13 protein-coding genes and 1 riboswitch are annotated in these 13,815 nt (G+C 66.0%); of the genes, 9 read left to right on the forward strand and 4 right to left on the reverse strand.

Annotated elements, in window-relative coordinates; all coding sequences use genetic code 11:
* Nucleotides 1-11 precede the first annotated feature (11 nt).
* Both trpS and ASC63_RS00900 read left to right on the forward strand, forming a co-directional pair.
* Nucleotides 12-1,028, forward strand: coding sequence for a tryptophan--tRNA ligase (gene trpS / locus ASC63_RS00895; protein WP_082486970.1), 1,017 nt, complete (start codon nucleotides 12-14; stop codon nucleotides 1,026-1,028).
* 8 nt (nucleotides 1,029-1,036) lie between these two features.
* Nucleotides 1,037-1,630 (forward strand): GNAT family N-acetyltransferase, encoded by a 594-nt coding sequence (locus ASC63_RS00900; RefSeq protein WP_157487530.1) that lies wholly within the window; start codon nucleotides 1,037-1,039, stop codon nucleotides 1,628-1,630.
* A 223-nt stretch (nucleotides 1,631-1,853) separates the two neighbouring features.
* Here ASC63_RS00900 and ASC63_RS00905 read toward each other — a convergent pair whose 3' ends face one another.
* From ASC63_RS00905 to ASC63_RS00920, 4 genes are all read right to left on the reverse strand, one after another.
* Nucleotides 1,854-2,774, reverse strand: coding sequence for a hypothetical protein (locus ASC63_RS00905; RefSeq protein ID WP_157487531.1), 921 nt, complete (start codon nucleotides 2,772-2,774; stop codon nucleotides 1,854-1,856).
* Between the two features lie 351 nt (nucleotides 2,775-3,125).
* Nucleotides 3,126-4,640, reverse strand: a complete 1,515-nt coding sequence (glpK, locus tag ASC63_RS00910) for a glycerol kinase GlpK (RefSeq protein ID WP_055808859.1) — start codon at nucleotides 4,638-4,640, stop codon at nucleotides 3,126-3,128.
* A 44-nt stretch (nucleotides 4,641-4,684) separates the two neighbouring features.
* On the reverse strand, nucleotides 4,685-5,413 hold the full coding sequence (locus tag ASC63_RS00915) for an MIP/aquaporin family protein (RefSeq protein WP_055814557.1): 729 nt from the start codon (nucleotides 5,411-5,413) through the stop codon (nucleotides 4,685-4,687).
* A 181-nt stretch (nucleotides 5,414-5,594) separates the two neighbouring features.
* Nucleotides 5,595-7,373, reverse strand: coding sequence for a glycerol-3-phosphate dehydrogenase/oxidase (locus tag ASC63_RS00920; RefSeq protein ID WP_055814560.1), 1,779 nt, complete (start codon nucleotides 7,371-7,373; stop codon nucleotides 5,595-5,597).
* Between the two features lie 154 nt (nucleotides 7,374-7,527).
* On the opposite strand from ASC63_RS00920, the gene ASC63_RS00925 reads away from it, so the two are divergent.
* From ASC63_RS00925 to ribH, 7 genes are all read left to right on the forward strand, one after another.
* Nucleotides 7,528-8,514 (forward strand): sugar-binding transcriptional regulator, encoded by a 987-nt coding sequence (locus ASC63_RS00925; RefSeq protein ID WP_055808860.1) that lies wholly within the window; start codon nucleotides 7,528-7,530, stop codon nucleotides 8,512-8,514.
* 108 nt (nucleotides 8,515-8,622) lie between these two features.
* Nucleotides 8,623-8,880: a hypothetical protein gene (locus tag ASC63_RS00930; protein WP_157487532.1), complete on the forward strand. Its 258-nt coding sequence runs from the start codon at nucleotides 8,623-8,625 to the stop codon at nucleotides 8,878-8,880.
* A gap of 105 nt (nucleotides 8,881-8,985) precedes the next feature.
* Nucleotides 8,986-9,987, forward strand: a complete 1,002-nt coding sequence (locus tag ASC63_RS00935; RefSeq protein ID WP_235491692.1) for an MIP/aquaporin family protein — start codon at nucleotides 8,986-8,988, stop codon at nucleotides 9,985-9,987.
* A 75-nt stretch (nucleotides 9,988-10,062) separates the two neighbouring features.
* A riboswitch (FMN riboswitch) is annotated at nucleotides 10,063-10,233 on the forward strand.
* Nucleotides 10,234-10,318: 85 nt separating this feature from the next.
* Nucleotides 10,319-11,377, forward strand: a complete 1,059-nt coding sequence (ribD, locus tag ASC63_RS00940) for a bifunctional diaminohydroxyphosphoribosylaminopyrimidine deaminase/5-amino-6-(5-phosphoribosylamino)uracil reductase RibD (RefSeq protein ID WP_055808864.1) — start codon at nucleotides 10,319-10,321, stop codon at nucleotides 11,375-11,377.
* Nucleotides 11,377-12,069, forward strand: coding sequence for a riboflavin synthase (locus tag ASC63_RS00945; RefSeq protein ID WP_055808866.1), 693 nt, complete (start codon nucleotides 11,377-11,379; stop codon nucleotides 12,067-12,069). The genes ribD and ASC63_RS00945 overlap by 1 nt, the downstream gene beginning before the upstream one ends.
* Nucleotides 12,066-13,337, forward strand: a complete 1,272-nt coding sequence (locus ASC63_RS00950; protein WP_055808868.1) for a bifunctional 3,4-dihydroxy-2-butanone-4-phosphate synthase/GTP cyclohydrolase II — start codon at nucleotides 12,066-12,068, stop codon at nucleotides 13,335-13,337. Before ASC63_RS00945 ends, ASC63_RS00950 begins: the two co-directional genes overlap by 4 nt.
* On the forward strand, nucleotides 13,334-13,810 hold the full coding sequence (ribH, locus tag ASC63_RS00955; protein ID WP_055808869.1) for a 6,7-dimethyl-8-ribityllumazine synthase: 477 nt from the start codon (nucleotides 13,334-13,336) through the stop codon (nucleotides 13,808-13,810). Before ASC63_RS00950 ends, ribH begins: the two co-directional genes overlap by 4 nt.
* The last annotated feature ends 5 nt before the right edge of the window (nucleotides 13,811-13,815 follow it).

A 13,815-nucleotide genomic window follows, 5' to 3' on the forward strand; every position in this document is an offset into this window, starting at 1 on the left:
GGACTCACCCCATGAACAACCCCGAGCGACCGCGCCTGTATTCAGGCATGCAGCCCTCCGCCGAATCTCTTCAGGCGGGCAACTACATCGGCGCGCTGCTGCAGTGGAAACACCTGCAGAAAGACCACGACGCCTTCTTCTCGGTCGTGGACATGCATGCCATCACCGCCGAGCAGGACCCGGCGGCCCTGCGAGCACAGACGCGCCGCACCGCCGCGCAGTACATTGCCGCGGGCATCGACCCCTCGCAGTCGACGCTGTATGTGCAGTCGCACGTGCCCGCGCACGCGCAGCTGGCCTGGGTGATGAACACCATCACGGGCTTCGGCGAGGCCAGCCGCATGACGCAGTTCAAAGACAAGTCGCAGCGCTTCGGCGCCGAGGGCACCACGGTAGGCCTGTTCGCGTACCCGATGCTCATGGCCGCCGACATTCTGCTCTACGACACCGATGTGGTGCCGGTCGGCGACGACCAGCGCCAGCATGTCGAGCTCACCCGCGACCTCGCCGCCCGGTTCAACACACGCTTCGGTGAGACATTCGTGGTGCCCGAGGCGATCATCCTCACAGAGACCGCGCGCATCTACGACCTGCAGAACCCCACGTCCAAGATGTCGAAGTCGGCCGAGTCGCACGCCGGCGTGCTGTGGGTGCTCGACGAACCAGCGGTAACGGCTAAAAAGGTCATCCGCGCGGTGACGGATGCCGACGGCCGGGTCGCGTACGACCGGGAGAACAAGCCGGGCGTCTCCAATCTGCTCACGATCTTCTCGGTACTCGCCGAGCGCTCGATCGACTCGCTCGAGAACGACTACGCGGGTAAGGGCTACGGCGACTTCAAGAAAGATCTCGCCGAGGTCGTCACCGGCACGTTCGGCCCGATCCGCGAGCGGGTGCTCGAGTTGCTCGACGACCCGGCCGAGCTCGACCGCATCCTGGCGCGCAACGCCGACCACGCCAGCGAGGTCGCCGAGGTCACCCTCGCCAAGGTCTACGACCGCATCGGCTTCCTGCCGCGGGGCCGCTGAGGCACGCTGTGGTCGCGACCGTTTCTCTCGAGGGCGAACGGGTGCTGCTCAGTGCGCCGACGATCGACGACGCGGACGTCGATGCCATCACGTCCTGCTGCCAACAGCATTCGGTGCAGCGCTGGACGACCGTGCCGAGCCCGTACAGCCGGGCGGATGCTCTCGGCTTCGTCTCCGCGTTCGTGCCGGCCGGCTGGGAGGCGGGCACAACTCGCACCTGGGCCATCCGGGTGGGAGAGCCTCGCACCCTGGTGGGCATGATCGGGCTTGACCGCATTGCCGGCGGGTGCGCGGAGATCGGCTTCTGGCTCTCGGAGCAGCATCGGGGTCTCGGCCTCATGACCGAGGCGGTTCGTCTCGTCTGTGACCACTCCTTCTCGGTCGACGGTCTCGGCCTGCAGCGGGTCGAATGGCGGGGGTTCGTCGGCAACACCGCCTCGGCATCCGTCGCTCGTCGTGCGGGGTTCCGCTTCGAGGGCACGCAGCGCCTGGGCGCCGTGCAGCGCGGCACCCGTCTCGACGTCTGGTCGGCGGCACTCCTTTCCACCGACACCCGCAACCCGGCCGCCGACTGGCCGCCGCAGACCGCCACCCCGGCCTGACCCGCGCTGGCGCACCCTGCACTCGCGCCCTATGCGCACAACTCATGCAGAATTTGTGCGCCGTCAAGCCGATCCCCGTCGTTACGGGGGTGTTACGGGGGTTTAGCCTGAGCGCCGGCCATTCTGCATGAGTTATGCGCACGAAATGGGGCCCATGGGGCGACGCGCTTGCGCGGCTGAGCGCGCGGTGATGGCCTACCCCGCCACGGCCCCGTCGCCCGTCTCAGGTGCGAATGGGCTCCAGCCGACCAACGAGACCCAGCATTGCGTCACGCACCAGGTCCGCATGGTGCATCGTGTGCTGGTACGCGGGCCGCAGGGAGGGATAGCCTAGCTTTGCAAATTCAAGGTCACGCCCGCGATCGCGCACGTGGGCCTCCCAGCCATTGTGATGGGCGCGGCTGTCGGCTTCAAGGATGGCGCAACCCTCGACAACTATGTCAACCCTGCCAACGGTAGCGAACCACAGCTGCAACTCGCATTCCAGCCCGGCCTCACGAGCGATCATTCGCAGCACCGTCTCCTGACCCGCCTCGGCTCGCCCGTCCACAGACTCCTGAAGGGGCAGATATCGCTGGGGAACACGACCAAAGATCTCGGCGACATCCGCTTCACCGATCAACCCCTGAAACAGCGCGTTGTCAATCGAAGCGATGGCGTGCCACGGATGCTGGCACCTTATTGACTGAGCCAGAGCATCGATCAGGCCAACTCGATATTCATCGCCGGCCGTCGTGTCGCCCAGTGGCCACCAGTGCAGTTGCGCGCCTGAGCGATTCTGCAGCGTCAGCCGATGCAACCCAGCCTGCGGCGATCTCAGCCGGGTGGCCGCGCGATCGAGATGCACGTGTATACACGATGCGTCATAGACGAAGACCCCGTAACTCTTGAGCGCCGCGATGCAGCCGAGCCGCCCACCCACGCGTACCGCCTGAACAACGTCCTGACTCACGTCGGCCAGGCAGTAGTGATCTCGACGCGAACGGACGAGATAGCCGTATCGCACGGCGGCCGTGAGCTCGCGGGCAGTAGCCCCGCACGCCAGCAGGTCCGCGCGCGACATCACGATCTGCCCGTTCGCTTCAAACAACTCACGCCATGGATGCACATGCTCACGCTGCTCTATCCGAGCGGCGGGGATCACCGAACGACGCCAATTGTGGACAGTGCCGAGTCGGGCATGAATGTGCAGGAGCAGGCGTGCCCGCCATGTGCGCAGGGCCCGAGCCGACCATCTCGTGTGCATAACTCATGCAGAACGTGTGCGCCGGTACAGCGATCCCCGGTGCGGCGGGGTGTGGCGGGGATCGAGCGTGAACACCCGCCGTTCTGCATGAGTTATGCGCACCGGACGGGTTCGAGGTCGGACAATTGCCCGGTGCCGAGATCTCCGTCGTTGTGGACGGGATGCTCGGCAGTGGGACAGCGGCGAGACGAAGAGGGCGGGGTGGCCCGGCATGCGCCCGGTCTCCCCGCCCTGTGCGGATGCGTTGAGTTACTGCACGTCGTCGTCGACCCAGTCGAAGGTCTTCGTGACGGCCTTCTTCCAGTTGCGCAGCAGGCGCTCACTCTCGGCGTCGTCCATCGACGGCGTCCAGCGGCTGTCTTCCTGCCAGTTCTTGCGCAGGTCGTCGAGGTCGCTCCAGAAGCCGACCGCGAGGCCGGCAGCGTAAGCGGCACCGAGCGCCGTGGTCTCCGCGACCACCGGGCGAACCACCGGCACGCCGAGGATGTCCGCCTGGAACTGCATGAGCAGGTTGTTGGCGATCATGCCGCCGTCCACCTTCAGCTCCGTGAGCGGCACGCCCGAGTCGGCGTTGACGGCATCCAGCACCTCGCGGGTCTGGAATGCCGTCGCCTCGAGCACGGCGCGGGCGATGTGGCCCTTGTTCACGTAGCGGGTGAGACCCACCAGCGCACCGCGGGCATCCGAGCGCCAGTACGGCGCGAACAGTCCCGAGAACGCCGGGACGAAGTACGCCCCGCCGTTGTCGTCGACGGATGCCGCGAGCGCCTCGATCTCCTCGGCCGACTTGATGAGCCCCAGGTTGTCACGCAACCACTGCACGAGTGAACCCGTGACGGCGATCGAGCCTTCCAGCGCATAGTGCGGCTTGGCGTCGCCCAGCTTGTAGCCGAGCGTGGTCAGCAGACCGTTCTTCGAGTGGATGATCTCCTCGCCCGTGTTGAAGATGAGGAAGTTACCTGTGCCGTAGGTGTTCTTCGCCTCCCCCTGGTCGAACGCCGCCTGGCCGAAGGTGGCGGCCTGCTGGTCGCCGAGGATGCCGGCGATCGGCACCTCGCGCAGCAGGCTGTTGTCTTCGGCGACGCCGTAGACCTCGGACGAACTGCGAATCTCGGGCAGCATTGAGGCGGGAACACCGAAGACCTCGAGAATGTCCTCACGCCACGACAGCGTCTCCAGGTCCATGAACAGCGTGCGGCTGGCGTTGGTGACGTCGGTGGCGTGCACGCCGCCATTGACCCCGCCGGTCAGGTTCCACAGCACCCAGGTGTCTGTGGTGCCGAAGAGCAGGTCTCCGGCATCCGCCTTCTCGCGTGCACCCTCCACATTCTCGAGGATCCACATGATCTTGGTTCCGGCGAAATAGGTGGCCAGCGGCAGGCCGACGATCGACTTGAATCGCTCGACACCGCCGTCAGCCGCGAGCTTGTCGACGATGCTCTGCGTGCGAGTGTCCTGCCAGACGATGGCGTTGTACACCGGCTCGCCCGTGTTCTTGTCCCAGACCACGGCAGTCTCGCGCTGGTTCGTGATGCCTATCGCGGCGATGTCGTGACGGGTCAGGTTGGCCTTGGAGAGCGCCTGGCCTATCACCTCACGGGTGTTGTTCCAGATCTCCTTCGGGTTGTGTTCGACCCAGCCGGCCTTCGGGAAGATCTGCTCGTGCTCAAGCTGACCGCTGGAGACGATGGATCCCGACTTGTCGAAAATGATGGCACGGCTCGAGGTCGTACCCTGATCGATGGCGATGACGTAATCATTCATTTCGTTTCGAACTCCGTTGTTTCTTTACTGCCTGAACGTCCCGGCTACGCGCCGGTGGCGACTTTGATGACGGGGAGCAGAATAAGCGATGCCCATCCCGCGAGAACCCCGCCCACGATGGGTCCGGCCACGGGAACCCATGAATATGCCCAGTCGCTTGAGCCCTTGCCCTTGATGGGCAGGAAAGCGTGAGCGATGCGTGGCCCGAGGTCACGAGCGGGGTTGATGGCGTACCCCGTCGGACCACCGAGTGATGTGCCGATAACGATAACGAGCAGGGCAACAGGAAGCGCACCGAGCGCCGCGAGACCCCCGTCTCCCTGACGTCCGCCGCCGAACCCGATCACCACGAAAACGAGAACAAAGGTACCGATGACCTCGGTGATGAAGTTCCACGCGTAGCTGCGGATCGCCGGCCCGGTCGAGAAGACGCCCAGCTTGTTGGCCGGGTCAGGCTCCTCATCGAAGTGCTGCTTGTACGCCAGCCAGCAGAAGACCGCGCCGATGATGGCCCCGATCAGCTCGGCCGCGATGTACACGACGATCGAGATGAAGTTGACGGGAACGCCGGAGCCGAACTCCTTTGCACCACTGGCAACGAGACCGAGCGTCACGGCCGGGTTCAGATGTGCACCCGAGTTATACGCGACGATCACACCGCAGAAGACCGCGAGGCCCCAGCCGATGTTCACCATCAGGAATCCGCCATTGAAGCCCTTGTTCTTGGCAAGGGCGACGTTGGCCACGACTCCGGTTCCGAGCAGAACCAGCATTGCTGTTCCCACTACCTCCGAGAGAAATACCACACCGAGATTGTCCACATTGACCTTCCAATATTGCGTCTTCGGATGCCCGTGAGAGCGACCGGATCGTTGCATTGATTTGCGTAATCGTGAAGAAAACTATCGGCAATCATGCGATGCCGACAAGAGAGTCGGCGTGCACGTTCGTGCATTATCCGCCGTGTTTGACGCTCCTCTCCTCGACCGATTCGAACAGGATGCCGTGCGACTGCGCGAGCACCGCGCGCGCCTGTATGACCTCATCCTGCCTCGTTTGCTCGCTCCAGCCGAGGGGGGAGGCCAAAACTCGGCTCACCTCTTCCACGACCGCCGCGGTCACGTTGCCGTCGAAAGCGACGCTCGTGCGCCTCAGCAGCACATCCGCGACGTGCACCACGAACTCGTTCTCCGCGATGAACACGAGCTCGCCCGTGCTGAATTCGTTCGTGCTGGCGAGGGGCTCATCGTCGTACTCCTCGAGAAAATCGATCACGGCGCGTGCCCGCGTTCCATAACGCGCGAGCAGTTGATCGGCGCGCTCACGCCCCACGGAACCACCGTACGCGGCGATCCAGCTCGCACGCGCAGCATCCGTCATGGGATAGTTTCGGCCGCCGCCGATGGCGAGGCCGCGCGTCGACACGGTACGACGCCGCCCCAGCAGTTCCATCGCCTCGCCCGAGAGGTGCTCGGCGACCGCGCGGAAGGTTGTCCACTTTCCGCCCACGAGGCTGAGCACGGTTCCTCCACCGAGACCGGCCGGCTTGGTCGGCACGATGCGATAGTCGCGCGAGACGAATCCGGGTTGGGTGTCGTCGTGCTTCGGCAGCGGGCGGATGCCCGAGAACCGGAACACGATCTGCGAACGATCGATCGTCACAGTCGGGAAAACGTGCGCGACGAGATCGATGAAGTAGTCGATCTCCTCATCGGTGCACACCGCCGGCTCATGAATGTTGGCATCGAGATCGGTCGTGCCGACCATGACGCGCCCCCTCAGCGGGTAGATGAGCACGATGCGACCGTCGCCATTCTCGAAGAACATCTCGCGCCCTGCGCAGGCGGCAAGCAGCTGCGGGTTATCGAGAACGATATGAGAGCCCTTGGTGCCCCCCATGTAGGCGGTCTCGCTTGCGAGCGCCGCATTCGTCAGGTCGGTCCAGGGCCCCGAGGCGTTGATGACGACGTCTGCCGTGATGGTGAACTCGCCGCCGCCGACCAGGTCGCGCACGCGCACTCCCCCGTCGGTCACGCCGATGGCCTCGACATAGTTGGCGGCACGCGCGCTGCCACCGGCGTCGCCACCCGTAGCCGCACTCGTGCCCGCACCGGTGGCACCTGCGGCCAGGCCGTCGAGCAGCACATCGAGGGCGAGGCGCTCCGGCTCGTGTACGGAGGCGTCGAAATAGGTTGCAGTGTATTTGGCATCCCGATTCAGCAACGGCAGCTCCTGCCTGGATCGCGCACGACCGTGGAACACGTGCCGTGGAACGGTGCCGCCGTCGCGTGAGAACGAGTCGTAGAGCGAGAGCCCCAACTTGATGAGAAAGGCGCCACGCTCGACGATCCTGCCCTGCTTGTGGGTGAGAAAGCGCAGGGGTGCGGCCAGAATGCCCGAGAAGGTGGAGAAGATCGGGATCGTCGTGCGCAACGGCTTCACGTAGTGCGGCGCGGTCGTCAGCAGCCCGTTGCGTTCGGCGACCGACTCGCGCACGAGGCGGAATTCGCCGTTCTCCAGGTACCGGATGCCCCCGTGGATCATGTGCGATGACGCCGATGACGCCCCGGAGGCATAGTCGCCCCGCTCAACCAGGACCACGTCGACGCCCTGCAGCGCCAGGTCTCGGAACGTGCCGAGTCCGTTGATGCCGCCCCCGATGATCACCACCTGGGCGCGGGGCTTCTGCTGTATGGCCCGCACCTCGGCCCGAACCTCCCTGGCCGATGCCACTGCCTGCTTCGACTGCTTCGTCACGTTGATCTCGCCTCGCGTCTTTCGTCTTCGCGCACCGTCGGCGGCGCACGCGTGTGTGCGCCCTTCCTCATTGTGGGAAGCTGAGAGAATATCGGTCAAGTAGTATGCACATACGTGCAAGGAGGATTTGATGCCGCAGACAGAGGAGGCCACGCACCCCGAAAAGGTTCGGGACGCGCTGACAGCCGCACATTTGTACTATCTGCAAGACCTGACGATGGATGCGATAGCTCACGAGATGCACACCTCGCGTTCCTCGGTCTCCCGGCTCCTGAGCTTTGCCCGCACGACCGGGCTGGTCGACATCCAGATTCGCTCACCGCTGGATCGCACCTCCCGGCTGCAACGCGACATCGAGGAGAGATTCGGCGTCGCCGTGAACATCGTTCCCATTCCCGACCACACGAGCGACATCGATCGACTGGAACGCGTCTGCCTGTCCGCTGCACGAATTCTCGACGGCTTCTTCGACTCGAACATGGTCATCGGGCTGGCCTGGGGGTCGACGCTCACCGCCATCAGCCGACACCTCGTTCCCAAGCAGCTGCACGATGTCGAATTCGTGCAGCTCAATGGCGCCGGCAACAACCACACCACGGGAATCGTCTACGCGAGCGAACTCCTGCGTCGCTTCGGTGACGCGTATGCGGCCACCGGCCAGCAGTTTCCCGTGCCCGCCTTCTTCGACGACCCGAAGACCAAGGAAGCGCTGTGGCGCGAGCGCAGCACGAAACGGGTTCTCGACATCCAGAGCCGCATGGACATCGCGCTCTTCGGGCTCGGTTCGCCCTTTGCAGATGTGCCGAGCCACGTATACATCGGCGGCTACCTCGACCCCGAAGACTACGATTCGCTGGGCACCGCCGGAGTGGTTGGCGACGTCGCCACCGTCTTCTATCGGGCGGATGGCAGCTACCAGGATGTGCCCCTCAACGCGAGGGCCAGCGGCCCCGATCTGGATCAGCTGCGGCGCACCGCGCGGCGCATCTGCGTGGTGGCCGGTGTCTCCAAGGTGCCGAGCCTGCGCGGCGCCCTCGCGGCGCGGCTCATCACCGACCTGATTCTCGACGAGGGCACGGCCCGCGCGCTCATGGACGATGAAGCGGCAAAACCGTAGCGCCGGAGACACGCCCGGGAGTAGCATCACAATCGTCGGCCGCAGTACACGGCCCCACTCCGCAAGCCCGCGATGCGAATCGCCGGCGGAGCGATGGAGGGAGCGATTATGACAGCAGGAAACGACAGCGACTCCGGTCGCCGCCCGGGTGGCGAGAGTGCCCCAAGCGACGATCTCGAGGGCAGATATACCGAGGTAGACGGCCAGTCACCGTCACCGCACGCCGTTCACGGCCGCTACACCGCTGAAGACGACGACCCCCGTGAGCAGTCCGATCTTGAGGGCGGCTACACCAACACCGAGGATGATCCTCACGCGCACGACCGCAACGGTCACGCCGGCCACTACACCGACTCAAACGAGTAGCCCGGAGCTCCCTCACGTGGCTGCAGCACCACTGCCGCTCACGAGAGGGACGCACACACAAACATCAACAGGATGCGTCAAACACCGGATCGAAGGAGATTCACCGTGAGCGACATCACACCGCTTCGAAATGCACTGCGTAACGGAAGCCCACTCAAGCGCCTCGGAGGAACCTGGGGCGAGGTACTGGCCGAGTTTCTCGGCACCTTCGTTCTGATCGCCTTCGGCGATGGCGTCGTAGCCATGGCGGTCGCCGCCCTCCCCGGATCGGGTCGCACCGCCGGGCCCACCATCTTCTTCCAGGGCGTCGGCGACTGGCTGCTCATCGCCTGGGGCTGGGCCTTCGCCGTCGCCTTCGGCGTGTACATTGCCGGCGGCGTGAGCGGCGCTCATCTCAACCCCGCTGTCACTCTGGCCCTCGCTGTGCGGCGCAGATTCGCCTGGCGCAAGGTGCTTCCGTACTGGGCCGCCCAGGTCGTTGGCGCTTTCGCGGGCGCCGCGCTCGTCTACCTCGTCTACCACGATGCGATCGACGCTTTCAACAAGGCCTCTAAGACGACACGGGATGCCGCGGGCGGGCTCGCGACGTATTCCATCTTCGCCACATTCCCCGCCCCGTATTACCACGGAAACAATCTCGGCCCGCTGATCGACCAGATTGTCGGAACGATGTTCCTGGTCATGATCATCGTGGCAGTGATCGACCTGCGCAATACCGCGGTGAAGGCCAACCTGGGGCCCCTGGTGATCGGCTTCGCGGTGGCAGCGATAGGCCTGTCGTTCGGTGCGAACGCCGGATACGCCATCAACCCCGCCCGTGACTTCGGCCCGCGCCTCTTCGCGTGGATGGCAGGCTGGGGCCAGACCGCATTACCCGGCACCATCGACGGCTCATTCAGTTGGTACTTCTGGGTGCCGATCATCGGGCCTCTCATCGGTGGCATCATCGGCGTCATCCTGTACGACCTGTTCATCGGCGACATCCTGCATTCACGCGGGGCCGACATGGAGCCGGTCGGACGCACTCGTGAGAGTGCGACGGAGATCCCCGCCGGCGAATACCGCGCGCCCGCCGCTCGGCCCGCCAGCACCGCAGACGAGGAATAGACGCGTAACGACTCGTCACACCGTTCGCGGGAATATTCCGCCGGTTCGGACACTTGCCATACACTGAAGACACGTAACGTGCTCCGGGGTCGGTGAAAGTCCGAACCGGCGGTGATAGTCCGCGAGCGGTGCATGCGCCTTGACGGGTGCGTGTTCTGCTGAACCGGTGGAATTCCGGTACCGACGGTAATGGGTAGAAGCGCCAGTGGCGCATCCGCCCTCAGTCCGGATGGGAGGCAGCACGCGGATTCGGCGGCTCACGTCGCCGTCATCCGAGTCGGCGCCAGCCGTCAGAGCCCCGGGTACGTCTTGAGAGAGACGGAACAACCGGATGGCACAGGCAGCAGCGCACGAGGCGTTGATGCGCCGTGCGCTCGAGCTCGCCGCGAACGGGCCGGCCACCGGGGTGAACCCGCGGGTCGGGTGCGTGATTCTGGATGCCACAGGCACGATTGTCGCGGAAGGCTGGCATCGCGGGGCAGGTACGTCCCATGCCGAGGTCGACGCCCTCTCCCAGCTCCCGGTCGGTGCCGCCCGCGGCGCGACCGTCGTGGTCACCCTTGAGCCGTGCAATCACACGGGCCGCACTCCCCCGTGCGCCGAGGCACTCATCGAGGCCGGCGTTGCGCACGTCGTGTACGGGGTCGATGACCCCGGGCCGGTCTCGGGCGGCGGCGCCGAGCGACTGCGTGCCGCCGGCATCGTGGTGAGCGCCGGCGTGCTCGTCGATGAGGTGAGCGCATTCCTCGGCGACTGGCTCGTTGCGGCCAGGCTCGGCCGTCCCTTCGTGACGCTCAAGTGGGCCAGCAGTCTCGACGGGCGGGTCACGGCAGCCGACGGCACCAGCCAGTGGATCACCGGAGCCGCGGCACGCCAGCGCGTGCATGAGCAGCGTGAGGCATCCGACGCCATCATCGTGGGCACCGGCACGGTGCTCGCCGACGACCCCAGCCTGACCGCTCGTGGTGACGCGGGCGAGCTGATGCCGCGCCAGCCGATCCCCGTCGTGATAGGAACCCGGTCGATACCGCAGGATGCTGCCGTGTACCGGCATCCGCATGCCCCCTTCATCGCCGCGACCCACGACTTGCCCGCCGTGCTCGACCAGCTCTCCCGGCTCGGGGTGCGCCGCGCGTACGTCGAGGGCGGGCCTACTCTGGCGAGCGCCTTCGTGGCCGCCGGACTCGTCGACGAGTACCTCGTGTACCTCGCTCCGACCCTTCTGGGCGGGCCGCGCCCCGCGGTCGGCGACATCGGCGTCGGCACCATCGGCGAGCAGCGCAGGCTCGAATTCACGGCCGTCGAGGCGCTGGGCAACGACATTCTTCTCGTGGCCCGGCCGCTGAACGACGAGGCCGACCACACGCATCCGAACAGGGGAAAGTACTGATGTTCACAGGAATCATCGAGCAGATCGGCGAGATCACCGCCGTCGAGCGGGGCGAAGACGCGGCGCGCATCACGGTGCGCGGGCCGCTCGTCGTAGCCGACGCCTCTCACGGCGACTCGATCTCGGTCAGCGGGGTCTGCCTCACCATCGTCGAGCAGACGAGCGATTCGTTCACGGCCGACGTGATGGCGCAGACGCTGGCCATGAGCACCCTCGACGGCGTGCAGAGCGGCCGACTCGTCAACCTGGAGCGTGCCGCGCAGGTGGGCGACCGCCTCGGCGGCCACATCGTGCAGGGGCACATCGACGGCACCGCGCGGCTGACTGCCGTGACAGAAGGCAGCGCCTGGCGAGTGCTGCGCTTCGCGCTCTCGGCCGAACTCGCTCCTCTCGTCGCCCGCAAGGGGTCGATAGCCGTCGACGGCGTCTCGCTGACGGTCAGCGAGGTGGGCGGCGGGCTTCACGACGGCTGGTTCGAGGTGTCGCTGATTCCCGAAACCCTCGTCGCCACCACGCTCGGCGCCCGGGAGGTGGGAGATCTCGTGAACATCGAGACCGACATCCTGGCCCGTCATGTCGAGCGGATGCTGTCACTCGGCATCCGATCCGAACCGGGCCAGACCGCGGCGCAGACAGCCGCCCACACACTCGCACCGAACGCAGCAACAGAATCCGCAAGGAGTAAGTCATGAGTCTCGCCAGCATCCCGGATGCCCTCGCCGCCCTGCGCGAGGGGCGCCCCATCATCGTCGCCGACAACGAGAGTCGCGAGAACGAGGGCGACGTCATCATCGCCGCGGAACTCGCCTCACAGGAGTGGATCGCGTGGACGGTGAAACACTCCTCGGGCTTCATCTGCGCGCCCATGACGAACGAGATCGCCGACAGGCTCGAACTGCCCGTGATGGTGGCCAACAACGAAGATGATCGCGGCACCAACTACACGGTGAGCGTGGACGCAGCAGACCGGCTGAGCACCGGCATCAGCGCCGCCGACCGTGCTCATACCCTGCGCGTGCTGGCAAACCCCGACTCTGTGCCGTCGAGCGTGCACCGACCCGGCCACATCATGCCGCTGCGGGCCGTTGACGGCGGCGTTCGCGAACGCGATGGCCACACGGAGGCCGCCGTGGACCTGCTGAAGCTCGCCGGCCTCACCCCCGTCGGGGCGATCTCCGAGATCGTCGCCGACGACGGCGAGATGATGCGGTTGCCCGGACTGATCGAACTCGGCGAACGCGAGGGCGTGCTCGTCACCACCATCGAGGCACTCATCGCCTACCTGCAGCAATTTCATTCCGACGCACCGCTGGCTGCGGTTGCCCCCGTCGCCGAGACATCCCGGGTGATCTTCGAGGTCGAGACCGTCGTGCCCACCTCACACGGGCCCTTCACAATGCGCGCCTACCGCGACCGCATGACGGGCGCAGACCATGTCGCCGTCATCGCCGGCGCCCCCGGCGCGACCGGCGCCCTCGTGCGCGTGCACTCGGAGTGCCTCACGGGCGAGGCGTTCGGCTCCCTCAAGTGCGAGTGCGGGCCGCAGCTGGATGCCGCCCTCGACACCATCCAGCGCGACGGCGGCGTCGTCGTCTATCTGCGCGGTCACGAGGGGCGCGGCATCGGGCTCATCAACAAGCTGCGTGCGTACAAGCTGCAGGAAGAGGGGCTCGACACCCTCGACGCCAATCTGGCCCTCGGCCTGCCCGTCGACGCCCGCGACTACGGGGCGGCCTCGGCGATTCTCGAGGACCTGGGGGTGACATCCATTCGGTTGCTCACCAACAACCCTGAGAAGGAACGCCAGCTCGAGCAGCACGGCATTCGCGTGACGGAGCGCGTGCCGCTCGTGGTGGGCGCGGGCCCGTACAACGCGGCATATCTGGACACCAAGCGGGAGAGGATGGGGCACAGCCTGCCCGGTTCCGCCGCCCTGATCGAAGAAGAGGAAAGCGCATGAGCGGAGCGGGAGCACCCCAGAGCCCGGAGTTCGTCGACGGAAAAGGACTGAGGGTCGTGATCATCGCTGGCACGTGGCACGAGCAGATCTCGAACGGGCTGATCGCGGGCGCCGAGCGCACGCTGGCGGCCTCGGGCGCCGACTACTCGCTCGTGCGCGTGCCGGGCAGCTTCGAGCTGCCTGTGGCGAGCAAGGTCGCGCTTGAGAGCGGGGCGGATGCCGTGGTCGCGCTTGGCGTGATCATTCGCGGGGGCACGCCCCACTTCGAATATGTCTCGGCCGCAGCCACGGACGGGCTCACGCGTGTCGCGCTCGACACGGGCAAGCCGGTCGGCTTCGGCGTGCTCACCCTTGACGACGAGCAGCAGGGTCTGGACCGCGCCGGGCTGCCCGGCTCCAAAGAAGACAAGGGTGCCGAGGCAGCGCACGCGGCGCTCGCCACCGCGCGCGTGCTGCAGTCGCTACGACAGTAAGGGTT

It is taken from the genome of Leifsonia sp. Root112D2 (assembly GCF_001424905.1).
In the GTDB taxonomy this organism is placed as follows: Bacteria; Actinomycetota; Actinomycetes; order Actinomycetales; family Microbacteriaceae; genus Root112D2.

What these genes read in the sequence shown, in the direction of transcription:
- trpS (WP_082486970.1), top strand. Translation starts at nt 12, where the DNA reads ATGAACAACCCCGAGCGACCGCGCCTGTATTCAGGCATGCAGCCCTCC.
- glpK (WP_055808859.1), bottom strand. Translation starts at nt 4,640, where the DNA reads ATGAATGATTACGTCATCGCCATCGATCAGGGTACGACCTCGAGCCGT.
- ASC63_RS00915 (WP_055814557.1), bottom strand. Translation starts at nt 5,413, where the DNA reads ATGCTGGTTCTGCTCGGAACCGGAGTCGTGGCCAACGTCGCCCTTGCC.
- ASC63_RS00925 (WP_055808860.1), top strand. Translation starts at nt 7,528, where the DNA reads ATGCCGCAGACAGAGGAGGCCACGCACCCCGAAAAGGTTCGGGACGCG.
- ASC63_RS00930 (WP_157487532.1), top strand. Translation starts at nt 8,623, where the DNA reads ATGACAGCAGGAAACGACAGCGACTCCGGTCGCCGCCCGGGTGGCGAG.
- ribD (WP_055808864.1), top strand. Translation starts at nt 10,319, where the DNA reads ATGGCACAGGCAGCAGCGCACGAGGCGTTGATGCGCCGTGCGCTCGAG.
- ASC63_RS00945 (WP_055808866.1), top strand. Translation starts at nt 11,377, where the DNA reads ATGTTCACAGGAATCATCGAGCAGATCGGCGAGATCACCGCCGTCGAG.
- ASC63_RS00950 (WP_055808868.1), top strand. Translation starts at nt 12,066, where the DNA reads ATGAGTCTCGCCAGCATCCCGGATGCCCTCGCCGCCCTGCGCGAGGGG.
- ribH (WP_055808869.1), top strand. Translation starts at nt 13,334, where the DNA reads ATGAGCGGAGCGGGAGCACCCCAGAGCCCGGAGTTCGTCGACGGAAAA.